We start from the raw sequence: 24,157 nt of genomic DNA, 5'->3' as shown, positions 1-24,157 counted from the left end.
GTCATTATTTATAATGTATATCGTAGGGGAAGATATCATCTTCCCGTACTTCCCGCACTTACCGCAATTACCGCAGGCGGACACAGTTCGCCCCTACGAATATTTTTTATGACTCGCATTACAAATTTTTATTGATAATTGAAATTGGGCAAAAATGTTTCATTGCAAATATCTAAAATCCCGTTGACTTTAACGCTTTTAGGTGCTAAACTGAACACAAATAAAAAATACTTGATAGGAGAGATTATCAATGAAAAAATTTGCAAAAAAAATTGCGGCAGTTGCTCTTTCCGTAGCAATGGTCGGCGGTATGTTTGCAGGTTGTTCAGCCGCTTCAAACGGTGACGACGCTCAAACATCCAACAAAAAAACATCTTACAAAATCGGTATTTGCCAGCTTGTTCAGCACACTGCACTTGATGCGGCAACCAAGGGATTTGAGGACAAACTCAAGGAGCTTGGCGAGGCAGACGGAATTACATTTGAGTTTGATTATCAAAATGCTTCAAACGATTCCGCAAACTGCACAACAATCGCAAACAAGTTCGTTTCATCGGGCTATGATTTGATTATGGCAAACGCAACACCGGCACTTCAGGCTTGCACGACAGCAACAGCTGCCTCAAAAACACCTGTTGTCGGAACATCCGTAACCGATTATGCGGCTGCACTCGACATTGATATGGGCCCGACAGACGCAACAGGCATCAATGTAACCGGCACAAGCGACCTTGCACCGCTCGACAAGCAGGCAGACCAGATTATGGATCTTTTCCCTGAAACAAAGAAAGTCGGCGTAATCTTCTGCTCGGCAGAAACAAATTCAAAGCCACAGGCAGACGGTGTTAAAAAGGCACTTGAAGCAAAGGGCGTTACTTGCGAATATTTTGCTTTCTCCGACTCAAACGATATTTCGGCAGTTGCAAAGAAAGCCGCTTCAGAGGTTGATGTAGTCTACATTCCAACCGACAACACAGCAGCTTCAAACGGTGCGGTAATTGATGATGCTTGCTCAAATGCAAATGTTCCTATTATTGCAGGTGAAGAGGGTATCTTTACAAACACCAGAGCCGTAGCAACACTTTCTATTTCTTACTATGCACTCGGTGAAACAACAGCTCAAATGGCATATGACATTCTTGTAAACGGCAAAGACCCTGCAACAATGAACATTCAGCAAACAGACGGTCTTACATACAAGTACAATTCAGAACAGGCTAAGAAGTTTAAGGCAAACATTCCTGACGGTTACGAAGAAGCTACAACAGCCGAAGCAACCACAGAGGAATAAGCAAATAAATTAATAAAACCAATCAGGCTCCTCTTACTTGTAAGGGGAGCTGTCGCACTTTATGTGCGACTGAGGGGATAAAAGGAATTAACCTATGATTATGTGCGACTGAGGGGTTAAAAGGTATTAATATATCGTAGGGGAAGATATCATCTTCCCGTATTTCCGCAGGCGAACACAGTTCGCCCCTACGGTACATCAATAACGCAAATACAATCTTTTATGTGCAAATTAACAGTTGACTAATTCAACGCTTTAAAGTATAATGATGAAGTATAATTGATAATTTTGGGCTTTTGTTTAGAAGCCCGAGAAATGAGGTAGAATTTATGGGATTCTTAAACGCTCTGCCGGGTGCTGTCGGTCAGGGACTTATATGGGGCATTATGGCAATCGGTGTGTATATCACATTCAGAGTGCTTGACTTTGCCGACCTTACCGTTGACGGAACTTTGGCAACAGGCGGCGCCGCTATGACAATGTCGCTTATGGCAGGTTGCAATGTTTATGTTGCACTTCTTATTGCCTTTGTTGCAGGCTGCTTGGCAGGACTTGTAACGGGTATACTCAACACGGCTTTCGGTATTCCGCCTATTTTGGCAGGTATTTTGACCCAGCTTGCATTGTATTCAATTAACTTGCGTATTTTGGGCAAGGCAAATCAGCCTGTGTCCGGCTACAAATATGATCTTATTTGCTCAATGACAAAGCTTAATCAGGCACTCATTGTTGCCACAATCTTTGTTTTGGTCATCATTGCAATTCTTTATTGGTTTTTCGGAACGGAAATCGGCCACGCAATCCGTGCAACCGGTACAAATATGGATATGGCTCGTGCAAACGGTATCAATATCAATTCAACAAAAATTATCGCACTTGTGCTTTCAAACGGTTTGGTTGCACTTGCAGGCGGACTTCTTGCTCAATATCAGGGCTATGCCGACATCAATATGGGCAGAGGTGCAATCGTTATCGGTCTTGCCGCCGTTATTATCGGCGAAGTTCTTTTCGGCAAGATTTTCAAAAACTTTGCGCTCAAACTTTTGTCCGTTGCAATCGGCGGTATCATCTATTACATTGTTATGCAGTTTGTTATCAGCCTCGGTCTTAATACGGACGACCTCAAGCTCCTCACAGCCGCAGTAGTTGCCGTATTCCTCGGTATTCCTTACATCAAGGGCAGATACCAAGAAACTCATATTAAGACTGCAAAAAAGGAGGTTAAAGAAAATGCTTGAAATTAAAAATGTGCATAAAACCTTTAACCCGGGCACTATTAATGAAAAAAAGGCTCTCAACGGCATTGATTTAACTCTCAACGAGGGCGATTTTGTTACCGTAATCGGCGGCAACGGTGCCGGCAAATCAACAATGCTCAATATGATAGCAGGTGTTTATCCTGTTGATTGCGGCTCAATCGTTATTGACGGCGTTGATGTTACAAAACTTCCGGAGCATAAAAGAGCAAAATATATCGGCAGAGTTTTCCAGGACCCTATGACAGGTACTGCCGCTAATATGCAGATTATCGAAAACCTTGCACTTGCTTCAAGAAGAGGCAGCCGCAGAGGCCTCGGTGCAGGCGTAAAGCGTAAGGAAAAAGAGCATTATAAGGAAGTGCTCAAACACCTCGACCTCGGTCTTGAAGACAGACTTACTTCAAAGGTAGGCTTGCTTTCGGGCGGTCAGCGTCAGGCTGTTACACTTCTTATGGCAACGCTTCGCAAACCAAAGCTTTTGCTTCTTGACGAGCATACAGCCGCACTTGACCCAAAAACTGCAAAAAAGGTGCTTGATTTGACAGAAAAAATCGTTGAAGAAAATCATCTTACAACAATTATGATTACTCATAATATGAAGGACGCTATCAATATCGGTAACCGCCTTGTTATGATGAATGACGGTAAAATCATCTATGATGTTCAGGGCGAGGAAAAGAAGAAACTCACCACAGCCGACCTTCTTGCAAAGTTCAAACTCACATCGGGCGAAGAATTAGAGGACGATAAAATCCTCCTTTCCGAAGCGGAAGAATAAATAAAATTTGTTAAGGCGAACATTATGGCATTACCAAAAGACCCGTTTATACTTTTAAGTATGATAAATATGAAACTGCGTGACAGCTATTCGTCGCTTGACGTTTTTTGCAATGATATGGACGAGAATAAGGACGAGATTATCTCCACCCTCTCAGCCGCAGGCTTTGAATACGACGAAAACACAAATTCATTTAAATAATCTAATCTATTAAGGCTCCCCTTGTTATGTTATCAAGGGGAGCTGTCGCACTTTATGTGCGACTGAGGGGTTAAAAGGGATTCGTACGATACTCATTTAAAAAAATCCTTGACATCTTGCTTGCCAACTGCTATAATACTAACACTTGCAGTATGTCTTAATGCAAGTAAATATCCTTGCGTATGGATAATACGCCAAAGTCCAAAAGGAGGTGCTGAAGAATGGCATTAAAAGACTACGAAATCGTAATGGTTTTCTCTCTTTCAAAGGGAGAAGAGGCAGTAAACGCTCTCAAGACAAAGTTCACTGACCTCATCTCTAAGAATGGCACTCTCGGCGAAGTAGAGGAATGGGGCAAGAAGAAGCTTGCTTATCCAATCAACTACGAAGCTGACGGTTACTATGTTCTTATCAACTTCTCATCAGAAGAGTCTTTCCCTGCTGAGCTTGACCGTGTAATCAACATTACAGACGGTGTACTTCGCTCACTTATCGTCGCTAAAGGCGAATAATTAGGAGGCATACTATGATTAATATGGTAGCCCTTATGGGTAGACTTACCTTTGAACCTGAACTCCGTACAACTCCGAGCGGTGTTTCTGTTATCCGTTTTCAGGTTGCGTGCGATAGAAATTATCAACGCTCCGGACAAGACAGACAGGCAGATTTCATCGACTGTGTTGCATGGCGTCAAACTGCGGAATTTATCAGCAGATATTTCCACAAAGGTTCAATGATAGCTGTTGAAGGTTCAATCCAAACAAGCAGCTATACAGACAAAAGCGGTAACCAAAGAAAACAGGTCGAGGTTGTTGCAAACAACGTATCATTCTGCGGCTCAAAGAATGAGTCGAACACAGGCGCACCTGCCGTAAATGGCGGTTTCAACGAGCCTGCACCGTCTTATGCAAGCGCAGACAACAGCGATTTTGAAGAAATCGTTGACGATGATGATGACCTTCCGTTCTAACATCTTATTTTAATTAAGGAGGAAACCAAAATGGCATATAACGCTAAGGGCCCAAGAAAGAGCCGTAGAAAAGTTTGTCAATTTTGTGTAGATAAGGCTGAAAGCATTGATTACAAGGACACAACAAAGCTCAAGAAGTTCATTTCAGAGCGTTCAAAGATCCTTCCTCGCCGTGTAACAGGCACTTGTGCAAAGCACCAGAGAATGCTTACAACAGCTATCAAGAGAGCAAGACATCTCGCTCTTTTGCCTTACACATCAGACTGATTAAGCAAATAAAGAAAGCAGTTCATTGCGAACTGCTTTTTTATTTTGCGTATTGCCGGTTTAATCACCGTTTTTTTGTTTTTACAACAAATCCGCCAAGGTTTTGGAATTGAGAAAGTTCATAATGATTTCGTTCAGCTCGTTCCACATAGGTCTGGTGAGGCAGGATTCCTCTTTTTTGCAAGCGTCACAATTAACGCACGCAACGGGTGCAAGCGTTTTTTCGGTCAAAACCAAAATTTCGCCCACGGAATATTCCTCAACTTTGCGGTTGAGTTTGTATCCGCCGCTCTTTCCTCGTGCGCTGTCAACAAGTCCGCCCTTTGAGAGCTTTGCAATAATCGCTTCGAGGTATTTCATAGAAATTTCGAGCCTTTCGGATATGTCCTTGAGTGAAATGTAGTTGCCGTCATCGTGTGCGGCAAGGTCGAGCATAATGCTCAAGGCGTATCTGCCCTTTGTTGAAATCATCATAATGTTTTGCTTCCTTAGTCAAAAAATTCCTGTGCAATTCTGACGCTTTCCATTGCGTCCTTTGCGTACCAATCGGCATTTATCATCTTTGCATAATCTCTTGTGAGCACCGCACCGCCTACAAATACCTTTGCGTCGGTGTTGTCGTGCAAAAGTTTAATCGTCTTTTCCATATTCGGAACAGTCGTTGTCATAAGTGCCGACAAGCCGACAAGTTTGACATTCTGCTTGATTGCCTCCTCAAGCACAAGTTCGCATTTGACATCTTTGCCGAGGTCGATAACATCAAAACCGTAGTTTTGCAAAAGCACCTTAACTATGTTTTTGCCGATGTCGTGGATGTCGCCCTCAACGGTGGCAATTATGATTTTGTCGCCCTTGACCTGCGGAGTTCCGCTCATAACAATGTGGGCTTTTATCTCGTCAAATGCTGATTTTGCACTGTCGGCACTCATCAAAAGTTGAGGCAAAAACAGTGTGTTTTTCTCAAATCCGTCACCCACAAAGTCAAGTGCCGGAATGATGTAGTTGTTGATTATTTCAAGGCTGTCCGTGGTTTGAAGAAGCTCTTTTGCACACTTTGCACTTTCGTCTTTCATTCCCTTGATGATAGCCTGTTTTAAGTCGATTTTTGCACCCTCGGCAACAACCTCAACAGGAGTCGCCGATTTGATGTATTCCTCGCAGTTGTCGTCAAGCCCCGCAAGTGCCTTGTAGCTGTAAAAGGCGTTCATCATCGATTTTGATTTTGGGTTGATGATACCTGCTGATAAGCCTGCGTTCATAGCCATCGTGTAAAACGCAGTGTTGATTGCTTCTCTGTTAGGCAAGCCGAAGCTGATGTTTGACACACCCAAAACCGTGTTCACGCCGAGAGTGTGACGGATGTAATCAACGGCTTTCAAGGTTTCCACAGCGTTGTTTTTGTCGGTGGAAATCGTCATTGTCAAAGCGTCGACAACAAGGTCTTTTTTGTCAATTCCGTATTCTTTTGCAGTGTTTATTATCTTTTCTGCAATGGCAATTCTGCCCTCTGCGGTTGACGGAATACCGTCCTCGTCAAGACAAAGGCACACAACCACACCGCCGTATTTTTTGGCAAGCGGAAAAATCTCTTTCATGCACTTTTCCTTGCCGTTTACGGAGTTAATCATTGCCTTGCCGTTGTAAATGCGGAGTGCCGATTCCATAGCTTTTGCGTCCGATGAGTCAAGCTGAAGCGGTGTCGGAAGCACGGATTGAAGTTCAAACACCGATTTGCACAGCATCTCTTCTTCGTCAATTTCAGGCAAGCCCATATTTACATCAAGGATGTGCGCACCTGCGTCTTTTTGGGTGATGCCCTCACGCAAAATGTAGTCCATATCCTTGTTGCGGAGTGCCTCTTTGAGCAGTTTTTTACCCGTTGGGTTGATTCGCTCGCCGATAACCACAATGTCGGAAATATCTACGCATTGAGAATAAGAGGTAACAAGCGTGTCGGTCTTGAAACTCGGCACTTTGTCGGGAATGTCCTTTGTTGCCTCAATCATAGCTTTGATGTGTTCGGGAGTTGTGCCGCAGCAACCGCCGAGTACAGAAACGCCCATTTCGGCAATTTGCTTCATATAGTCGGCAAATTCCGCCGGGTCAACATTGTAGATTGTTTTGCCGTCAACGCTTTCGGGCAAGCCTGCGTTCGGCATAACGATGATAGGGGTTGAACAGCATTTTTCGAGTTCCTCAACAAGCGGAAGCATCTGCTTTGGTCCTAATCCGCAGTTGAATCCGATTGCGTCCGCACCGAGTCCCTCGGCAACCGCACAGGCGGTTTTTACATCCGCACCGGTAAGAAGTCTGCCCTTGTCGTCAAAAATCATAGATACAACAAGCGGCAAATCGCAGTTTTCTTTGACGGCAAGCATAGCGGCTTTAAGCTCGTAAACATCGCCGAAAGTTTCGCAAAGAACAAGGTCTGCACCGTCTTTGCCCGCTTTAACCATATCGGCAAAAACATCCACGCATTCTTCAAAATCAAGGTCGCCCATCGGCTTCAACAGTTTGCCTGTCGGTCCGATGTCGAGAGCAACTTTTTTGCCTGCTCTGCGTGCATTTTGCACGGCAGCCCTGATGAGTTCGTCTGCGTTGTCGTATTTCAATCTGTTTGCGCCGAAGGTGTTGGCTGAAATGATGTCACAGCCTGCCTCGGCATATGCCTTATGGATGGCAAAAATTCTCTCCGGGTCGGAGAGGTTCAAAAGTTCGGGAAGCTCACCTGCTTTGAGGTTGAGCATTGTTCCCATTCCGCCGTCAAAATATTTTATCATAATTCGTCAATTCCTATAAATGCCGTAACGCTCTTTGTCGGCAACATTTCGTATGTGTCCGTGAGCGTCAAGCCTATTCGTTTTTGTAATTCGAGCAGAGAAAAGAATTTTTTTTGCTCCTTTATGTCAAGGTCAAAGTACCCCGGTGAGTATCTTTGTCGCAATTTTATGTTGTGCTCTTTGATTATTTCCTGTTCAAGATTGTCGCACACCTCCTCGATTTTGTCCGCCGAGGTTGCCTGCAATGCCATTGCAAGTGCCACATCGGTTGCCGTTGCGATTTTTATCTGCCTGTCACATTCCGTGCCGAGTGTTGCGCCAAACACAACCACTCTTGTACAGCCTTTTAGGTTTTGTGCAAGTCGGGTGCTGAAAAATTCCGTATCGCCGATAATCAGCGAGTTTTCCGTCACCTTGCAGTCAAAAATCCTGTACAGCGTTTTCGGTGTAACAGATGAGTTGATGATGTCTATCGCCTTGTCAACAAGTGCCAAAATCTGCGGATCGTCGGTTTTGGACGAGGTTCGCATATATCTTAAAATGTCTGCTTTATTCATTGATGATGTTAGAAAGTCCGCCCATAATTGCCGCCGCAACATCAGGCTTGTTCATTGTGTAAATGTGAATGTTGTTGAAGCCGTTTGCCATAAGGTCAATGATTTGCTCGGTGGCATAGATAATGCCTGCCTGCTTCATCTTGTCCGGGTCGTCGCCGAAGCGGTCCATAATTCTGAAGAACTTTGGCGGCACGCTCGAGTTTGAAAGCTCAATACTTCTTTTGATTTGGTTTGCGTTTGTAATCGGCATAATGCCTGCAATAATCGGCACATTTATGCCCTTGATTTGGCACATTTCGTAAAAGTTGAAGAATTTTTCGTTGTCAAAAAACATCTGTGTTGTCAAAAATTCAACGCCGCAGTCAACCTTTTCTTTGAGTCGGGCAATGTCCTCAACTCTGTTTTTGCTCTCCGGATGAATTTCGGGATAGCACGCACCGCCTACGCAGATGTTCGGATTAATGCTCTTGATTTCGTTTACAAGTTGGTATGCGTTTTTGAAATACTGCTTGTTCGTAAATTCAAATCCCTGCGGAATGTCGCCACGCAGTGCAAGAATGTTTTCAATTCCGTTTTCTTCAAGCTCGCCGACAACCTGATGGATTTTGTCCCTTGTAGAAGTCAGGCAAGTGAGGTGCGAAAGCGGAGATACGCCGCATTTTTTTATCTCGTTCGCAATTTCTGTTGTAAATCCCGATGTTGTGCCTGCCGCACCGTAGGTTACAGACATAAACGACGGATTGTATTTGCACATTTCTTTTACGGTATTTTTTGTGTTTTCAAGCTTGTCCCACTGCTTTGGCGGAAAAACTTCAAACGATACAGTCACCTTGTTGTTTTTGAGTATTTCACTGATTTTCATATTCTGTCCCTCATATATATTAATATGTGTATAATTCTAATTTTATATTATATTAGTCAATCCCCACTTTGTCAATAGGAATTAAAAACCTCTTTGCACAGGAATATTTCAACAAATTTATTTTTATTCGGTCTAACTTATTGCAACTTTTGTATAATTGTGATAAACTGAATGTATAAATTTTTCATTTTGGAGGCCTTTTTATGGATTTAACAAAAATTATCAACAAAAAAGACGAAGCCGCTCAATATATGATTGACGAAATCACTCATATTATCAAGACTTTTGATAAAAGAGATCCCGGCTCAAAGGGCGAGCGTCAGGCTTGCCAATATATGGCAGAGGTTCTTCAAAAGGATTGTGGCTGCGAGCAGGCAGATGTTGAGCCGTTCAAGGAAAATCCGGGCTCATTCTATGGCTGGATTTATTTTACCATCACATTCGTAATCGCAGGCATTGCACTTTCATTCTTTGCACCGATTTTGAGCATTATTCTCATCGTTGTGGGTCTTGTAATTGTGCTTGCACAGTTCGGTTTTTATCTCAAACTCATTGACTGGGCATTCCCTGAAAAAACAGGTCACAATGTAACAGCAATCAAAAAGTGCACAAGCGGCACACCAAAGAGAAGAATTCTTTTCAACGGTCACCCTGACGCAGCTTGGGAATGGCCTATGAACTATAAGTTCGGCGGTGTCGGCTTTGAGGGTCACGCTATTCTTTGCGGTGTAGGTGCGATTTATTATCTTGTAATCGCAATCATCAAATGCGTAAAGTTCGGTGTTTTCGGCAATGTTCCTGTATCCGAGCCAATCGTTAAGGCAAGCCTTATCGGTCTTGTTTTCCTCATTCCGCTTGTCGGTCTTTATTGGATGGTTAACTATCGCAGAGTAGTTGACGGTGCAAACGATAACCTTTCGGGTTGCTATATGGGCATCGCTGTTATGAAGGCACTCAAGGACGAGGGTATCGACCTTGAAGATACAGAAATCGGTTGCGTTCTCACAGGTTCCGAAGAAGCGGGACTTCGTGGTTCAAAGGCTTGGTGCGAGGCTCATAAGGGCGAATTCCAGGATTGCCCGACTATGATTATTTCTTACGATACAATCCACGACCCTAAATATTTGATGGTTAACTACCGTGACCTTAACGGTACCGTAAAGGCTGATAAGGATTATTCCGACCTCTTTATGGAAGCTGCCGAGGCAGTAGATGTTCCTTGTAAAAAAGGTTGGGTTCCGCCACTCGGCGGTGCAACCGACTCGGCTGCTTTTGCACAGGCAGGTTTCCGTGCAGCAGGTATCACCGGTCTTAACCATAATCTTGAAGATTACTACCACACTCGCCGTGATACATATGACAATATGAACGCCGAAGGTCTTGCCAACTGCTATGCAGCAACGGTAAAGGCTTGCGAAATGTTCATCAACGGTGCAAAGCAATAAAACCATAAATGGGTGCTTTTCACTTTTTCGCTCGGAGGCGGTATCTTCATACAGCTCTCCTCCCGAGAAAAGCAAAAATCATCCCATTTATAAATTTTATATTGTTATTTCGTAGGGGCGAACTGTGTTCGCCTCTTTGTTTTTGTTTTTATACCGTTACAATTAAAAAACGGACGGAATTTCCGTCCGCTTTTGTTTACTTTTCAATCACACCGGGACAGCAACAGCCGTCGGGTTTTTCAGGCGGGAAGAATTCATCCACAGGGAATTCCACACCCTGAAAAGCACTGCACGGGTCTTGCGTTGAGCAGTTGCACTCTCTGTCAGGAATACAGAAATCATATGCAGGAATGGTCATTTGCACATCTCTTTCCATCTGAATAATCGAGAAAAGTCCGAGAGTTACAAGCACGGCTCTGCTTGATGCAACGGGAATTCCGCCTTCGTTTGAGCCTTGCATAATGCTTTGAGGGAAGCAGGTGCAAAGCGGAACGGGACAGTTGCAGGTTTCCACAACTTCGCTTGAAAGCACAACCGGGTCAACGGCTTGCACCTTTGCGGTTGGGTTTGTGTACTGCGGTGCTTCGGGGCAGTCCGTTCTCTCATCGCAAAGATTTGATGTAAAGATTTTAACATCACCCTCCGAGCCGTAGAGTATGCACTTCTTTTCAAAATCGGTGTAGCCCACAGCTACCTGCGGAGTTGAGCACGGAGCATTATAGCAGTCAAAGCAGAGCATAAAGTAAAAATGCACATTTGCACTGTAAAATCCTCTGTTAAACGGCACTTCGTCAACATCAATGCTCACCGCTTTGATTGTACAGCTGCGGCATTTTACGGTTGTTGCCTCGTCAATAAGTCGTTGGCTTGCACCAAAAAATGTAACTCTTAAATCTTCCAAGCAGTCCTTGCTGACGCACGAATCGTAAATTCGCTTTGTGTCAATGCAAACCGCCTCGCTTATCTGTCTGTTGCAATTTTTAATAATAGGATTGTCGGGCATAAAAATTCTCCTTCACAGTATTGTAAGATAAGGATATTATCCTTTACTTCACTTCATACTATGAGGGAGAATTGTTTTTGTTACTGCAAAAGTTTATTTTACGGAAAATCTGAATTCTGTTGTTGTTTTAAATTCCTCATTTGCTTTTACAAAGCGTGATGGGAACACATCTGCAAAATGCACGGTGTCAGGGTAAAACTGTGTTTCAAGTGCCGCACCTCTGCGGTATGTTACCTTGCCGTTTGCCTTGCCCGGATTGCCCTGTTTTGCAAGCCAGCCGCCGCAGTAAAGCTGAATACCCGGTAAATCTGTGTATACTTCAAGCACTCTGCCCGATTCTTTGTGCTCAAGCACGGCAGCTTCCTGAAGTGTAAAATCCTTTTTGTAAAGGCAAAAATTGTTGTCGTATCCGATTCCGTCAATTATTGCTCTGAACGGCTTGTCAATATCTCTGCCGATTTGCTTGCTCTCTCTGAAATCCATCATTGTGCCCTCAACCTCTGCAAGCTCGCCTGTCGGAAGTTGGTCGTCATCGGTTTCGGTAAAGTAATTGGCGTTGATTTTGAGGAAGTGAGTTTCCACGGTTTCGTCAGGATTGCCCGAAAGGTTAAAATATGCGTGGTTTGTAGGGTTTGCAACCGTGTCCTTGTCCGAAAGTACGCTGTATTCAAGGCGGAGTGTGTTGTCCTCGGTGAATGTGTACTTAACCCTCATTGTGAAGTTGCCGCCGAAGCCGTCCTCTCCGTCAGGTGAAAAACGCTTGAAAACAACATAGTTTTCGCCCGTTTCCTCAACATCCCAAGGTGTAAAACTGAATCGTCCGCCGCTGTGGAGGGTCCACTGTCCCTGATTCATCGGTGTTGTGTATTCTTTGCCGTTAAAAGTGAACTTTGCACCTCTGATTCTGTTTGCCCATCTGCCTACAACCAAACCTTGATAGCCGAGGTCGGGATTTGTGTAATCCTGCGGATTGTCAAAACCGAGCACAACATCTGCAAGCACGCCGTTTTTGTCGGGCACATTGATTGATTGAATACCTGCACCGAGAGTTTGGAGTGTTACAAATGCACCGCTTTTGTTTGTAATTTTGTAAAGGCTAATAGCTGTTCCGTCGGCAAGTGTGCCGAACAATGATTTTTCTACCATATCAAAATTCCCCTTTGTTTTTGTAAAAATCAGCAGGGTTTCCCCTTGTTTCATTATAGATTAATTGTAAATAATTTTCAAGTAACTTGACAATTTAGGCAAAACTTAATAAAATTACAATGTATTATTATGTAAAAACGAAAAGAGGTACTTTTATGGACTACCTTATTATGATTTTGCGATATGTTGCTCCCGTTGCCGCAATTCTTATATTGGCAACCTGTATTATATCGCTGTTTCGCAACCGCCCGAGAGTGCACAAACTTGCTCGCCTCATCGACCAAAACGACGGCAATATAGTTGAAATCACCCATTGGGAAACTTCAATCGGCAAAAGTAAGGCAAACGATATTGTTTTGCCGCTTCCGACCGTTGCCCGTTTTCATGCGGTTATTGCCAAAAAACGCAAGGATTGGGTGGTAACAGATACTTCTGCCCGTGCAATCGGCATTTTGGTAAACGGCGAAAAGGTTGACGGCAGTTGCGTAATTGAAAACAACGATATTATCACAATCGGCAACATTCCGCTCAAATTTGAATGTGAAGAGGCTCTTTCGTCAAACAGTAAAAAGCAGATAAGAAACGAGGCTCAGCCGAGCGGCGAAAAATCAAAAACCGTTGCTTACGGCGTTCTTGTTGACATAAAAACAAAAAAGCCGATTTACCTTAAAAAGCAGGATGTCCTCATAGGCAGGGGCGAGGATGCGGATATTCGCATTATGTCGCAAACCGTAAGTTCGCACCACGCCAGAATTTACAAAACTTCGAGAGGTTGGGCACTTTCCGATTTGGACAGCCACAACGGAACAAAGCTCAACGGCAGATTTTTGACACAGTCACAGCTTATTTTTGATGAAGATATGATAACCTTCGGCGACAGGGTGTTCATCTTCTATGAGAGGTAAGATTATGAAAGATAAAATTAAAAAGCCGGTCAGAATAAAGCCGGTCAATAACTTTGCGTTGCTGCTTGTGCTGTCGCTGTTTCAGCTTGTAACAGGCTTTGCCGGTGCAAATTGCGGTGACACTTTTGAGCCGAAAGTTATGATAGCGTTGGCACTTCTCATTGCAACGGAATGGGTGTATTTGATTTTCTTTTACACCGTTTTTCACAGACGAAATTTTGAACTCGAAATCATTGCGTTTTTCCTGTCGGGAGTGGGACTTGTGACCATCGGCAGCCAAAATGCGGACGCTGCCCTAAAGCAGTATTTTATGATTTTGGCAGGAATTTTGATTTTCATTTTCTTGATGTTCCTGCTCGGCTATGTTGATTTTTGTATGAAAGTGCGTTTGTATGTGGCAATCGGTGCACTTTTGCTTTTGCTCGTCAACCTCGTTATTGCAAAAACAACACTCGGTGCACGAAATTGGATAACCATCGGCGGAATAACGCTTCAGCCGTCGGAATTTGTCAAGGTTGCGTTTATTTTTGTCGGCTCGGCAACGCTCGAAAAAATTCAAACTTCAAAGAACATCATTGCATTCATCGGCTTCTCAATGGCGGTTGTCGGTTCGCTTATCATCATCAAGGACTTCGGCACGGCGTTGATTTTCTTTGTCACCTTCCTTATTATTGCGTTTATGAATTCGGGCGACATCAAAACCATAGTTTTGGCAGTTGCTTCGGCTGTGATGGGCAGTGCAATCGTGCTCAAATACCGTAGCAATATCAAGAACAGATTTGCGGTTTATCGCCATGTTATGGAGCCTGAATTCTACTATTCAACAGGCTATCAGCAGAGCCGTGTGCTTGTCGGTCTTGCAAGCGGCGGACTGCTCGGTCTCGGCATCGGCAACGGCAATGTTCGCAATATCGGCGAGTCAACAAACGACCTTATTTTCGGCGTAATTTGCGAGGAATGGGGCTATCTTTTCGGTATCGCACTTGTGCTCTCTTTCGTGTGCATTGCGGTGTCGGCACTGATGAACTCCATCGCTTCCCGTTCAACATTTTATTCAATCGCTTCCATTGCAAGTGCGGGAATGTTGCTTTTCCAAACCGCACTTAACATTTTCGGCATAACCGATATTTTGCCGCTCACGGGTGTAACGCTTCCGTTCGTCAGCCAGGGCGGTTCAAGTATGATGTGCTGTTGGGCGGTGCTTGCGTTCATCAAGGCTTCGGATGTCCGTACCTACAATTATCTTGGAGGTGCAAAGAAGAAATGAAAATGATTACCAAACGAGGAATTTTCCTCTGGATTATGTCGCTTGCATTCGTTGTCGGTCTTGTTTTTATGACCGTTTCGCTTGTGCAAAACGGCGACACTTGGGTTATGAAACGCTTTAATCACCATGTTTACAGCAACGGCGAACTTATCGGTGCAGGCACGATTTATGACAAGGACGGCGATGTTCTTGCCGAAACCAAGGACGGCGACCGTGTTTATTCCGATTCTGCCATAACCCGAAAGTCAACGCTTCATGTTGTCGGCGACCCAAAGAACTTTATTTCAACAGGCGTTCAGTCTGTTTATTCCGCAAGGCTCACGGGATACAGCCTGCTTTTCGGCGTGCATAATATTCAAAAATACGGCAAGGGCAACGACCTCAAACTCACTATCGATCGTGATATTTGCGATGAAGCGTACAACGCACTTGACGGCAGAAAGGGCACCGTGGGCATTGTAAATTACAAAACCGGCGATATTGTTTGCTCCGTTTCGTCACCGTCATATGATGTAGAGGATGTTCCCGACAGCCTCTTGACAAGCGAAAGATACGAGGGCGTTTACATCAATCGCCTTTTGGGTGCTCACTATGTTCCCGGTTCAACTTTCAAACTTGTTACGGCAATCTGTGCAATCGAAAATATTCCCGATATTTATTCAAGAGAATGGGTGTGCAACGGCGAATATCAGCCAAAAAGCGGCGTGGCAATCAAGTGCAACGCAAATCACGGCAAGCACATCAATTTTAAGGACGCACTTGCAAAGTCGTGCAACTCCGCTTTTGCCCAAATTGCCATTGAACTCGGTCAGGAAAAACTTGCAACCACCGCAAAGGAACTCGGTATCGGCTCTGTCGTAACCGTCAGCGGAACTATTGATTCTTACGCAGGATATTTTGACGCAACCGACAAAATCAAACTTGGCGTTGACGCTCTCGGCTGGACAGGCATCGGTCAGGGCAATACCCGAATTGCTCCGATAACCATGCTTCGTATCGTGTCGGCTGTTGCCAATGGCGGCAATGCGGTTTCGTTCAATATTGTTGATTCTCTTGCAAATCAGGCCGGCAAGGCACTTGACTTTACACTGCCAAGCAATCAGCTTTCCATGATGAATTCCGATGTTGCGGCAAAACTCAAGGAAATGATGCGTTACAATGTCACCGACCATTACGGCGAAAGTAGATATAAAGGGCTTAATCTCTGTGCAAAATCGGGTACGGCACAGATAGACAGCGACGAAAGCCACAACATTGCGTGGTTTGTTGGTTTTATGGATGACAGCGAGCACCCGTATGCCTTTGTTGTTGCAATCGAAAACGGAAATTCAGGCTCACAAACGGCAGGCCCCGTTGCAAAACGAGTCCTCACAAAGCTTGTTGAGTCGGAATAAATCCGATTAAGGCTCCTCTTGTTGCAATGGGAGGTGCCGAGTAAAACGAGGCGGTAGGGTTTAACCTATTCAACTTAATTCATAACAACCTCAACATTCGCATATAATCCTTTGGTGATATTATGCGTATGTTAACTTTTAAACTTAAACCAAAAACTATTTTCGGGCTGATTCTTCTCCTGACGGGTGTAATCGTGATTCTTGTAACCTTTGTCGGCAATCATCCGGCAAAACCTGCCTCAAAAACAACGGTTGTGTCGTGCAAAACCGCCGAAGAACGGGTAAATTACATCAATTCTCTCGGCTACAAAACCGATTCAAACGAGGAGAGCAAGGAGATAATCATTCCGCAAAAATTCAACGAAGTGTACAATAAATACAACGAAATTCAAAAACAGCAGAACTTTGATTTGACCGCCTATAAGGGCAAAACCGCTGTGATGTACACATATCATATTATAAATTACGGCGATAACGACAATGTTATTGCCAACCTGATTGTCCTCGACGGCGAACTTATCGGTGCAGATTTGTGCGACACCTCTGCCGACGACGGATTTTTGGTAGCACTCAATGACAAGACTTGACAAAATTTTATCCACACAACTTAATATTTCACGCTCGGATGCCAAAACAATGCTCAAAAAAGGCAGAGTTTCGGTCAACGGCACGGTCACAAAAACGGCAGATACCAAGTGTGCCGACAGCGACATTGTCACGGTTGACGGCGAGCAAATTGCGTATTCAAAATTTGTCTATATTATGATGAACAAGCCGCAGGGCGTGATTTCCGCCTCCGACGGCAAGGGCGAAAAAACCGTGGTTGACTTGCTCCCCGACAGTATGAAAAGGCGGGGACTTTTCCCTGCCGGCAGACTGGATAAGGACACAACCGGCTTCGTTCTCATCACTGATGACGGCGATTTTGCACATTCGATTTTGTCACCGTCACGGCATATCGACAAAACTTATGTTGCTCACCTTGACAAGCCGATTACTTTACAGGTGATTGAGGATTTCAAGTGTGGAATGGAGCTTAACGGCGAAAAATTGCTTGAAGCCGAGGTCACCCCGATTGACGGCAATTTGACCGTCTGCAAAGTTGTGCTCAGGCAGGGACTTTATCATCAGGTCAAGCGTATGTTCAAAAAACACGGCATAACCGTCACCGCACTTGACCGTACAAAAATGGGCAATCTTTCGCTCGATTCTTCACTCAAACCGGGCGAAAGCCGATATTTGACCGCCGAAGAACTTGATTTAATTTGTAGCAAATAGTGTGTTTTGCATTGTTTGAATACTATATATTGTGTATTTTGTAAAGCCTTGGTCAAATGTCACAAAAATAAGAAAAAAATTTGGTAAAAAGGTTGCAAATTTGTCAAACCTCTTGTATAATATATACAACAGGTTTGATATTTTTTTGTGCAGTATTTGAGTATGTTGCACCGTGGAGGAGATTTTATGCCTAACAGATTATTTCAAAGTATCATAAATCAAATGCGTGACGCAACCGACAGAATCATCGGCGTTGTTGACGATACCGGCACTGTCATTTCTTGCAGCGAGCTCGGCTTAATCGGCGAATCCCGCAAGGGCGTTGTTGCCGCCGGAGTTTTCAGCGGAGCACAGGTCTGCGTGGATACCTGCACATACAAGGCTTTCGGTGACGATGTTCATCCGGAGTACGCCTGCTTTGTTGACGGCACGGACGAAACAAGCCGCCGCTATGTGTCTATTATCGCTGTTGCGCTTGACCAAATTAAGAAAAATAATGACGAAAAGTTTGACCGTTCAAACTTTATCAAAAATGTAATACTCGACAATATTCTTCCGGGTGATATTTACATCAAATCCCGTGAGCTTCGCTTCAACAACGATGCTACAAGGGTTGTGTTCATCATCCGCATTGCGGAGCACACCGATGTTTCCGTTTTTGATGTTGTGCAAAACTTCTTCCCTGACAAAACCAAGGATTTCGTTATCAGCATCAGCGAAACCGATATTGCACTTATCAAAGAAGTACGCCCAAATGTTGATTCCAAGGATTTGGAAAAGCTTGCACAGTCTATTTGCGACACTCTTTCAACCGAGTTCTATTGCCAGGCTGTTGTCGGCATCGGCACTTGCGTAACAGGCATTAAGGACCTTGCAAAATCTTTCAAGGAAGCACAGGTTGCACTCGAAGTTTCCAAGGTTTTTGATAACGAAAAAACCATCATCAACTACGATAATTTGGGCATCGCCCGCCTTATCTATCAGCTTCCTACCACACTTTGCGAGATGTTCCTCAAGGAAGTGTTCAAAAAAGGCAGTATCGAATCGCTCGACCAGGAAACTTTGTTTACCATTCAAAAGTTTTTTGACAATAACCTCAATGTTTCCGAAACTTCAAGGAAGCTCTTTGTTCACAGAAACACTCTTGTTTACCGTCTTGAAAAGATTAAAAAGCTCACAGGCCTTGACCTCAGAGAGTTTGACGATGCAATCGTGTTCAAAGTAGCACTTATGGTTAATAAATATCTTGACTCTACCCCTATTAAATATTAATATATATTATATACCTATTATATTACACCCGTAGGGGCGAACTGTGTTCGCCTGTTTACAATACACCCGTAGGGGCGGATATCATCCGCCCGTTTAGACTGCATCGGGAGGATAATATCCTCCCCTACATTGCGTTTGATTATTTACATCGGCTGTACCCGACTTCGTCGGTTTGGCATATATAAATGTAATCGGCTTGATTAGCTTACCAAAAGTGTGCAAGTTGCAAAATTTATCTTGTCACAAATCTTGTTCGTTGTATTGTTTTTTACAAAAAAATGATTTAATGGAAAATTTTTGTTGACTTTTTTGTACTCTTATACTATACTTATGGTGTGATCTAATCAAGAACTTTGGATTGCAATCTGATTTGGGAGGTAATAATTTAAGAATTAAAACACTAAAGACTGCAGAACGAGAACAATCTGCGAAACACAAACACACAAAAATTCAAGGAGGAGTTTTATAATGAAACTTGCAAAGAAAACTATTTCTGTTGCACTTGCCGGAATTATGGCTGTTTCTTCATTGGCTGTTGGCACATCAGTATTTGCTGCTGACAATAAGGTTAATGAACTTAAGTCTTCAACAAAGGCTTCAGCTACTTTCAAGTGTGACGCAAACAAGGCTGATTCAAAGAAATATGATCAGACTTTAACTCTTTACTCATTCAAGCCATCAGAATCAGGTTTGTATGATGTAACACTTTCATCACAAGCATATATTCTTACAGCTGATGCTTATGCTGATACAGATAACGACCCTTCAACAGCTCCTGTAAAGGTTCTTTCAAAGGGCGACAGACTTGACAATGCCAGCTTGGTAATGTTCAAGGCTGATGATGATAAGGCTGCTTCAAATGTAGCTGATGCTTTCAAGGCAAATCAAAATGCTGCAGTTGCTAATTCAGTTGTTACATTTAAAAAAGATACAGTTGCTAACACAATGGATAGCAGCAAGAAAGACCACGAAGCTGGTTCTTACAAGCACATCGCTACAGGCTTTAATGTAAAAGATGGTCTTACATACACAGATCTTGCTCAGACAACACAAGTATCTCTTGAAAAGAACAAGACATACTACATTGCTGCAGTAGCAGATCCATATGACCGTTATGAAAGATCAATCGATAGCACAATCGTTATCGGTTCACAGGAAAAGGGTCTTTCAACAACAGGTACAGTTTCAGTTTCTAAGGCTGATTGGAAGTACACAGATGTTTCAACAAATGTAAATGTTGCTTCAACAACAGCTACATACAAAGATCTTAAGACTTCAGTTGAATATGTTGGCGACAGCAATTCAATCGTTATGCCTGATGAATATCCTGCAGGTTACAAAGCAGTTACAATCACAGGTACAGCTAACAAGAACGTAACTTCTGTTAAGCTTGGTAAGAACTGTGAAAACATGAACCTCAATGTTGCAGGTTGCAAGAAGCTTGTATCATTCACATACAACGATATCGTTAAGTCAATCGGTGCAGGTACATTTAAAAATTGTACAGCTCTCAAGACAATCGTTGTTCCTAAGTCAATTGAAACAATCGGTGACGACGCATTCTCACATTGTGTAAACCTTGCTTCAATCACACTTAACGAAGGCCTCAAGACAGTTGGCAACAGAGCTTTCTATGACACAGCTGCTCTTGCAGTTAAGGTTCCTTCAACAGTTACATCAATCGGCACAGAAGCTTTTGGTTTCATCGAAGCTGATAACGACTTCTACCCGGATCCTTACAACCATGATTATCTTACAATCGTTAACCCTAAGTTCGTTCTTGGCGGTACAACAGATTTCGTTAAGATGTGGGCTCAGAAGAATGACGTTCCATATGTAGACCTTACAAACGGTTGCTCACACCACTACATTTCATATGTAAAGGTTGCTCCAACATTCTTCTCAACAGGTTCTATCGTTAAGGCTTGCGGTTTCTGCGGCGTATCAACAACTCAGGTTCTTGCAAAGACAAAGCCGGCTATCAAGGCTGTTAAGTCAACAGGCAAGGGCAAGATTAAGGTTTATGCAAACAAGACTGCAGGTGTAAGCGGTTACCAGATTAAGGTAAGCACTTCTAAGAAGTTCACAAAGAAGACAACTAAGGTTGTTACAGTTAAGGAAAGAGACAGCCTCCGCAAGACAGTTAAGGGCTTGAAGAGAGGTAAGAAGGTATATGTTAAGATCCGTGCTTACAAGAAGAGCGGTTCTAAGAAGACATACTCTGCATTCTCACCTGTAAAGACTGTAAAAGTTAAGTAAGGAGGAGAAAGTAAATGAGAAAATTTAAGAAAACTCTTTCAGTAGCACTTGCAGCTATTATGGCTGTTTCATCTGCTGCTGTAAGTTCAACAGCATTCGCTGCTGAAACAAATGATGGTTCAACTGTTCAAAAAGCAGCTGCTTTTGCAAATCAAACAGTAATGAACAGTGCAGATACTGAAAAAACAGTTTGGTATTTGTTCAAGCCTGCTAAGACTGCTGATTATACATTCTCAGTAGCTTGCTCAAAAGAAACAGGCGCAACAGCTCAGGTACAAGTTGGTGTATATGACGGTGTTCGTTATGACTGGGCTAAGGATAAATCCGGCAACTACATGATGCAATTTGATGAAAATCATAAGGATGCAGAAGGTAATGCTGATCCTACAGATATCAGAAATAAGGTATTTGATTCTTCAACATTCGTAAAGATTGTTAAGACAGCTAACGAAGGCGATGTAGTTGTAAACTATGATGCCGGTGCAAATGCAACTCACTACAATCTTAATGGTATGGGTACAGAAACATTCGTTAAGGCTTACACATATCTTGTAAAACTTGTTATTCCTGCAAAGTCATATGCAACAATTTCTGCTGTTGAAAACACAGGTTATTCATATCAGTATGATGTAAAGAGAGAATATGTTGCTCTTTATGACAAGGATGGCAAGATCAAGACTCCTGCTCAGTGGTACACAACAGGTGTTGGTGCAGAAATTACTGGTTACCATGGCGCATCTATCAACCTCACAATGCCTAAGACAGTTGGTGGCTACGATGTAACATCTGTAGACCTCTCAAATATGTCTGAATCAAAGAGAATCAGAATCGTTGGTATGACAATTCCTTCAACAGTTACAGCTATCTATGGTTGCGATTACATGCACAGCCTCAAGAAGGTTAACATGCCTGCAGACCTCACATATGTAGATGATAATGCTTTTGAAGAAGATATGGCTCTCAAGAACAGAGTTGACTTCGGCAAGAAAGTTGCTTACATCGGTGCTTGGTCATTCGACGGCACAAACATTGCCGGTGCTACTGTACCAAATGATGATGCAGTAATCGGTGAACGTGCATTCGGTTATACACACGGTATGAACACAACAACTCAGTACAAGAAGTATGATGATACTATTCACAAGGAAATCAATGGCTTCTTCGTAGTAGCAAACGCTGATTCAACAGCTGCTAAGTATGCTAAGGCTGAAGGCTTTGCAGTTTACAACGCTGCTGATTGCGCAGCTGGTAAGCATCAATATGCTCTTACAAAGACTGTAGCTGCTACAATCTGGGCTGCAGGTTCAAAGACTTACACATGTAAGGTTTGCGACGCTACTAAGGTAGAGGTTCTTAAGAAGAAGGTTCTTAAGGCATCTGTAAAGGGCGGCAAGAGCAAGTTCACAGTTAAGGCTTCTGCTATGGCTGGCCAAACTGGTTACCAGATCAAGTTCACAAAGAACGGCAAGAGCAAGTCTGTAAAGGTTAAGAACGCTCGCGCTCTCAACACAACAGTTAAGGGTCTCAAGGCTGGTAAGTATAAGGTTAAGGTTCGTGCTTACAAGAAGACTTCAAACGGCACAAAGTATAGCTCATACTCAGCTGCAAAGACTGTAAAAGTTAAGTAAGTTTTTAGTGTTAATTTTAATTAAATTATTATAGTTCTCAAAGTGGCCCGGTGCTCTGTTACAGAGCACCGGGTTTTACTCTTATATATATAACAAGAAACACCGTAGGGGATGGGCTTGCCCATCCCGAAAATTAAAACGGGTCAGGCAAGCCTGACCCCTACGATTTATAATATTTATCATCTAACCATTTTTCCGGATTATTCTTGATGTAATTTGATTTTGTCAAATAATCATCTTCATTTCTAATTATATGGTCATAATAATTTCGCTGAAATAATTTATCATTAGAATATCCGATTTTTTTGCTTTGTAATGTAGCTATTGATTTGAAAGAACCAATAATTTGACCTAATGAACAGCTACAATCATCTAATTGAATAATTAAATGTATATGATTTGGCATAATAACATAATCCAAAACTTTAGTATTATCAAATCTTTTTTCAATATTTAAAATTTCATTAGCAACAATGATACCAAATTTTGATAACCTAATTTCGTTTGGATAAATGCTGTTAAATTCGATCTTTGACAAAATCGGTTCTTTATCCTTTACACAAATTGTTATAAAATATGCACCGTTTTGCGAATAATCATAATTTGGCAATCTGTTGGCTTTTCTTTTTGGTAATTCAATGTTGTTCATAAACTCAACCACTTTATTGCACTGTGTGCCGCAACATTTCCTTCGCCTACGGCTTTTGCAATTTGGTACGGAGTGCCTGTGCAGTCACCAGCGGCAAAACAGCCGTCAATGCTAGTTTGCATATTTCTGTCAACTACAATTCTTCCCTGCTCAACTTCGAGTTTATTCAAAAGCACATCGGCGGCAACAGCCTGCTTGATGAAAAACACACCGTCAACATCAAGTTTTGTTCCGTCTGCAAGCTCAATTCCGCTTACTTTGTTTTCACCGATAACCCCTTTAATTTTTGATGTAAGATGTATAACATTTTCGTTGTTTATTCTGGATTCAAACCTGTGCGAATAGTAGACCTCGCTTGCAAGTTCGCTCAAATATTCAACTTCCTCCTCGCTGTCTGCATTGTCGCAGAATACGGCGATTTTTTTGTCTTTGTACAGCATTCCGTCACAGGTTGCACAGTAGCTTACGCCCCTGCCGAGAAGTTCTCGCTCGTTTGGCAATGGCTTTATTGTTTCCGCACCGAGGCAAAGTATAACCGCCCTTGCTTCAAACATTTTTCTGTCTGCAAGCAAGGTGAATTTGTCTTTCATTTTGTATATTCCGGTTATTCTTTCATCGGTAATCTCAATTTGCATTGAGTTGAGGTGCTCACGCATTTTTGCGTTGAGTTCTTCGCCTGTTATGTTTGGCAAACCCGGATAGTTATTGATTTTTTCCGATATTACCACCTTGTGTGAAAGCTCATTTTGACCGAAAAGAACAAATGATTTGTTCCTGATTTTGCAATTTATTGCCGCAGAAATTCCTGCCGGACCGCTTCCGATTATTGCTATATCAAACATTTTATTCACTTCCTTTGTGGTTATTATACCACATATTGCGTTTATTTTCCATCTGTACCAAAACTTAGTGTGTTGCATTTTTCTACAAATTGTGATAATATATA

General features: G+C 42.9%; 24 protein-coding genes. 16 read left to right on the top strand and 8 right to left on the bottom strand.

Features of this window, described 5'->3' with window-relative positions:
• The first annotated feature begins 250 nt into the window (after positions 1–250).
• The 7 genes from Q0E08_RS00630 (at position 251) to rpsR (ending at position 4,766) form a co-directional block, all read left to right on the top strand.
• A complete protein-coding gene (locus Q0E08_RS00630; RefSeq protein WP_294775008.1) occupies positions 251–1,291 on the top strand; it encodes an ABC transporter substrate-binding protein in 1,041 nt (346 codons plus the stop codon).
• Positions 1,292–1,620: 329 nt separating this feature from the next.
• Positions 1,621–2,529 carry an ABC transporter permease gene (locus Q0E08_RS00625; RefSeq protein WP_294775005.1) on the top strand — a complete coding sequence of 303 codons (909 nt, stop codon included), beginning with the start codon at positions 1,621–1,623 and terminating at the stop codon, positions 2,527–2,529.
• Positions 2,522–3,328 (top strand): ABC transporter ATP-binding protein, encoded by an 807-nt coding sequence (locus Q0E08_RS00620; protein WP_294775003.1) that lies wholly within the window; start codon positions 2,522–2,524, stop codon positions 3,326–3,328. The genes Q0E08_RS00625 and Q0E08_RS00620 overlap by 8 nt, the downstream gene beginning before the upstream one ends.
• A 24-nt stretch (positions 3,329–3,352) precedes the next feature.
• Positions 3,353–3,529 (top strand): DUF4250 domain-containing protein, encoded by a 177-nt coding sequence (locus tag Q0E08_RS00615; protein WP_294775000.1) that lies wholly within the window; start codon positions 3,353–3,355, stop codon positions 3,527–3,529.
• Positions 3,530–3,750: 221 nt separating this feature from the next.
• Positions 3,751–4,041, top strand: a complete 291-nt coding sequence (rpsF, locus tag Q0E08_RS00610; RefSeq protein ID WP_177663123.1) for a 30S ribosomal protein S6 — start codon at positions 3,751–3,753, stop codon at positions 4,039–4,041.
• Positions 4,042–4,055: 14 nt separating this feature from the next.
• Positions 4,056–4,499 carry a single-stranded DNA-binding protein gene (locus Q0E08_RS00605; RefSeq protein WP_177663121.1) on the top strand — a complete coding sequence of 148 codons (444 nt, stop codon included), beginning with the start codon at positions 4,056–4,058 and terminating at the stop codon, positions 4,497–4,499.
• 30 nt (positions 4,500–4,529) lie between these two features.
• Positions 4,530–4,766 (top strand): 30S ribosomal protein S18, encoded by a 237-nt coding sequence (gene rpsR / locus Q0E08_RS00600; protein WP_078768596.1) that lies wholly within the window; start codon positions 4,530–4,532, stop codon positions 4,764–4,766.
• Between the two features lie 81 nt (positions 4,767–4,847).
• Here rpsR and Q0E08_RS00595 read toward each other — a convergent pair whose 3' ends face one another.
• Genes Q0E08_RS00595 through metF form a run of 4 tightly spaced genes read right to left on the bottom strand, consistent with a single transcriptional unit; the run spans position 4,848 to position 8,965 of the window.
• On the bottom strand, positions 4,848–5,240 hold the full coding sequence (locus Q0E08_RS00595; protein ID WP_294774993.1) for an Rrf2 family transcriptional regulator: 393 nt from the start codon (positions 5,238–5,240) through the stop codon (positions 4,848–4,850).
• Positions 5,241–5,254: 14 nt separating this feature from the next.
• A complete protein-coding gene (locus Q0E08_RS00590; RefSeq protein ID WP_294774990.1) occupies positions 5,255–7,546 on the bottom strand; it encodes a homocysteine S-methyltransferase family protein in 2,292 nt (763 codons plus the stop codon).
• Complete coding sequence (locus tag Q0E08_RS00585) at positions 7,543–8,103, bottom strand: vitamin B12 dependent-methionine synthase activation domain-containing protein (RefSeq protein ID WP_294774987.1); 561 nt, start codon at positions 8,101–8,103, stop codon at positions 7,543–7,545. Before Q0E08_RS00585 ends, Q0E08_RS00590 begins: the two co-directional genes overlap by 4 nt.
• Positions 8,096–8,965: a methylenetetrahydrofolate reductase [NAD(P)H] gene (gene metF / locus Q0E08_RS00580; protein WP_294774984.1), complete on the bottom strand. Its 870-nt coding sequence runs from the start codon at positions 8,963–8,965 to the stop codon at positions 8,096–8,098. Before metF ends, Q0E08_RS00585 begins: the two co-directional genes overlap by 8 nt.
• A 203-nt stretch (positions 8,966–9,168) precedes the next feature.
• Here metF and Q0E08_RS00575 point away from each other — a divergent pair, with 203 nt between their 5' ends.
• Complete coding sequence (locus Q0E08_RS00575) at positions 9,169–10,410, top strand: M28 family metallopeptidase (protein ID WP_294774981.1); 1,242 nt, start codon at positions 9,169–9,171, stop codon at positions 10,408–10,410.
• A gap of 196 nt (positions 10,411–10,606) precedes the next feature.
• Here the strand turns inward: Q0E08_RS00575 and Q0E08_RS00570 are convergent, their stop codons facing one another.
• The gene (locus Q0E08_RS00570; protein WP_294774978.1) at positions 10,607–11,413 is read right to left on the bottom strand and encodes a hypothetical protein; all 807 of its coding nucleotides are present in this window, start codon (positions 11,411–11,413) and stop codon (positions 10,607–10,609) included.
• Positions 11,414–11,506: 93 nt separating this feature from the next.
• Positions 11,507–12,559: an aldose epimerase family protein gene (locus Q0E08_RS00565; protein WP_294774975.1), complete on the bottom strand. Its 1,053-nt coding sequence runs from the start codon at positions 12,557–12,559 to the stop codon at positions 11,507–11,509.
• A 155-nt stretch (positions 12,560–12,714) separates the two neighbouring features.
• Between Q0E08_RS00565 and Q0E08_RS00560 the strand changes: the two genes are divergently transcribed.
• The 8 genes from Q0E08_RS00560 to Q0E08_RS00525 all read left to right on the top strand — a co-directional run bounded on the left by Q0E08_RS00560 (position 12,715) and on the right by Q0E08_RS00525 (position 22,562).
• Positions 12,715–13,464, top strand: coding sequence for an FHA domain-containing protein (locus Q0E08_RS00560; protein ID WP_294774972.1), 750 nt, complete (start codon positions 12,715–12,717; stop codon positions 13,462–13,464).
• Between the two features lie 4 nt (positions 13,465–13,468).
• A complete protein-coding gene (locus Q0E08_RS00555; RefSeq protein ID WP_294774968.1) occupies positions 13,469–14,731 on the top strand; it encodes an FtsW/RodA/SpoVE family cell cycle protein in 1,263 nt (420 codons plus the stop codon).
• Positions 14,728–16,125, top strand: a complete 1,398-nt coding sequence (locus tag Q0E08_RS00550) for a penicillin-binding transpeptidase domain-containing protein (RefSeq protein ID WP_294774965.1) — start codon at positions 14,728–14,730, stop codon at positions 16,123–16,125. The genes Q0E08_RS00555 and Q0E08_RS00550 overlap by 4 nt, the downstream gene beginning before the upstream one ends.
• Positions 16,126–16,253: 128 nt before the next feature.
• Complete coding sequence (locus Q0E08_RS00545) at positions 16,254–16,712, top strand: DUF4830 domain-containing protein (protein ID WP_294774962.1); 459 nt, start codon at positions 16,254–16,256, stop codon at positions 16,710–16,712.
• Positions 16,699–17,403: a pseudouridine synthase gene (locus Q0E08_RS00540; protein WP_294774960.1), complete on the top strand. Its 705-nt coding sequence runs from the start codon at positions 16,699–16,701 to the stop codon at positions 17,401–17,403. The genes Q0E08_RS00545 and Q0E08_RS00540 overlap by 14 nt, the downstream gene beginning before the upstream one ends.
• A 186-nt stretch (positions 17,404–17,589) precedes the next feature.
• Complete coding sequence (locus Q0E08_RS00535) at positions 17,590–18,675, top strand: CdaR family transcriptional regulator (RefSeq protein WP_290906631.1); 1,086 nt, start codon at positions 17,590–17,592, stop codon at positions 18,673–18,675.
• A gap of 468 nt (positions 18,676–19,143) precedes the next feature.
• Positions 19,144–20,934 (top strand): leucine-rich repeat domain-containing protein, encoded by a 1,791-nt coding sequence (locus Q0E08_RS00530; RefSeq protein WP_294774955.1) that lies wholly within the window; start codon positions 19,144–19,146, stop codon positions 20,932–20,934.
• Positions 20,935–20,948: 14 nt separating this feature from the next.
• On the top strand, positions 20,949–22,562 hold the full coding sequence (locus tag Q0E08_RS00525; protein WP_294774952.1) for a leucine-rich repeat domain-containing protein: 1,614 nt from the start codon (positions 20,949–20,951) through the stop codon (positions 22,560–22,562).
• A gap of 160 nt (positions 22,563–22,722) precedes the next feature.
• Here the strand turns inward: Q0E08_RS00525 and Q0E08_RS00520 are convergent, their stop codons facing one another.
• Together Q0E08_RS00520 and Q0E08_RS00515 are read right to left on the bottom strand one after the other, a co-directional pair.
• A complete protein-coding gene (locus tag Q0E08_RS00520) occupies positions 22,723–23,211 on the bottom strand; it encodes a transposase (protein ID WP_294774948.1) in 489 nt (162 codons plus the stop codon).
• A complete protein-coding gene (locus Q0E08_RS00515) occupies positions 23,208–24,053 on the bottom strand; it encodes an NAD(P)/FAD-dependent oxidoreductase (protein WP_294774946.1) in 846 nt (281 codons plus the stop codon). The genes Q0E08_RS00520 and Q0E08_RS00515 overlap by 4 nt, the downstream gene beginning before the upstream one ends.
• Positions 24,054–24,157 lie beyond the last annotated feature (104 nt).

Origin of the sequence: uncultured Eubacterium sp. (assembly GCF_934561735.1) — a bacterium.
In the GTDB taxonomy this organism is placed as follows: Bacteria; Bacillota; Clostridia; order Oscillospirales; family Acutalibacteraceae; genus Eubacterium_R.
Note: the sequence above shows the minus strand (reverse complement) of the source record. Positions and strands in the feature narration are given on the sequence as shown.

Excerpts from the sequence above, each read along its gene's own strand:
- Q0E08_RS00630 (WP_294775008.1), top strand. The coding sequence starts at position 251 with ATGAAAAAATTTGCAAAAAAAATTGCGGCAGTTGCTCTTTCCGTAGCA.
- Q0E08_RS00595 (WP_294774993.1), bottom strand. The coding sequence starts at position 5,240 with ATGATGATTTCAACAAAGGGCAGATACGCCTTGAGCATTATGCTCGAC.
- Q0E08_RS00605 (WP_177663121.1), top strand. The coding sequence starts at position 4,056 with ATGATTAATATGGTAGCCCTTATGGGTAGACTTACCTTTGAACCTGAA.
- Q0E08_RS00590 (WP_294774990.1), bottom strand. The coding sequence starts at position 7,546 with ATGATAAAATATTTTGACGGCGGAATGGGAACAATGCTCAACCTCAAA.
- Q0E08_RS00520 (WP_294774948.1), bottom strand. The coding sequence starts at position 23,211 with ATGAACAACATTGAATTACCAAAAAGAAAAGCCAACAGATTGCCAAAT.
- metF (WP_294774984.1), bottom strand. The coding sequence starts at position 8,965 with ATGAAAATCAGTGAAATACTCAAAAACAACAAGGTGACTGTATCGTTT.
- Q0E08_RS00550 (WP_294774965.1), top strand. The coding sequence starts at position 14,728 with ATGAAAATGATTACCAAACGAGGAATTTTCCTCTGGATTATGTCGCTT.
- Q0E08_RS00570 (WP_294774978.1), bottom strand. The coding sequence starts at position 11,413 with ATGCCCGACAATCCTATTATTAAAAATTGCAACAGACAGATAAGCGAG.
- Q0E08_RS00545 (WP_294774962.1), top strand. The coding sequence starts at position 16,254 with ATGTTAACTTTTAAACTTAAACCAAAAACTATTTTCGGGCTGATTCTT.
- Q0E08_RS00585 (WP_294774987.1), bottom strand. The coding sequence starts at position 8,103 with ATGAATAAAGCAGACATTTTAAGATATATGCGAACCTCGTCCAAAACC.
- rpsR (WP_078768596.1), top strand. The coding sequence starts at position 4,530 with ATGGCATATAACGCTAAGGGCCCAAGAAAGAGCCGTAGAAAAGTTTGT.
- Q0E08_RS00575 (WP_294774981.1), top strand. The coding sequence starts at position 9,169 with ATGGATTTAACAAAAATTATCAACAAAAAAGACGAAGCCGCTCAATAT.
- Q0E08_RS00560 (WP_294774972.1), top strand. The coding sequence starts at position 12,715 with ATGGACTACCTTATTATGATTTTGCGATATGTTGCTCCCGTTGCCGCA.
- Q0E08_RS00615 (WP_294775000.1), top strand. The coding sequence starts at position 3,353 with ATGGCATTACCAAAAGACCCGTTTATACTTTTAAGTATGATAAATATG.
- Q0E08_RS00565 (WP_294774975.1), bottom strand. The coding sequence starts at position 12,559 with ATGGTAGAAAAATCATTGTTCGGCACACTTGCCGACGGAACAGCTATT.
- Q0E08_RS00530 (WP_294774955.1), top strand. The coding sequence starts at position 19,144 with ATGAAACTTGCAAAGAAAACTATTTCTGTTGCACTTGCCGGAATTATG.
- Q0E08_RS00515 (WP_294774946.1), bottom strand. The coding sequence starts at position 24,053 with ATGTTTGATATAGCAATAATCGGAAGCGGTCCGGCAGGAATTTCTGCG.
- Q0E08_RS00620 (WP_294775003.1), top strand. The coding sequence starts at position 2,522 with ATGCTTGAAATTAAAAATGTGCATAAAACCTTTAACCCGGGCACTATT.
- Q0E08_RS00535 (WP_290906631.1), top strand. The coding sequence starts at position 17,590 with ATGCCTAACAGATTATTTCAAAGTATCATAAATCAAATGCGTGACGCA.
- Q0E08_RS00525 (WP_294774952.1), top strand. The coding sequence starts at position 20,949 with ATGAGAAAATTTAAGAAAACTCTTTCAGTAGCACTTGCAGCTATTATG.
- Q0E08_RS00555 (WP_294774968.1), top strand. The coding sequence starts at position 13,469 with ATGAAAGATAAAATTAAAAAGCCGGTCAGAATAAAGCCGGTCAATAAC.
- Q0E08_RS00625 (WP_294775005.1), top strand. The coding sequence starts at position 1,621 with ATGGGATTCTTAAACGCTCTGCCGGGTGCTGTCGGTCAGGGACTTATA.
- Q0E08_RS00540 (WP_294774960.1), top strand. The coding sequence starts at position 16,699 with ATGACAAGACTTGACAAAATTTTATCCACACAACTTAATATTTCACGC.
- rpsF (WP_177663123.1), top strand. The coding sequence starts at position 3,751 with ATGGCATTAAAAGACTACGAAATCGTAATGGTTTTCTCTCTTTCAAAG.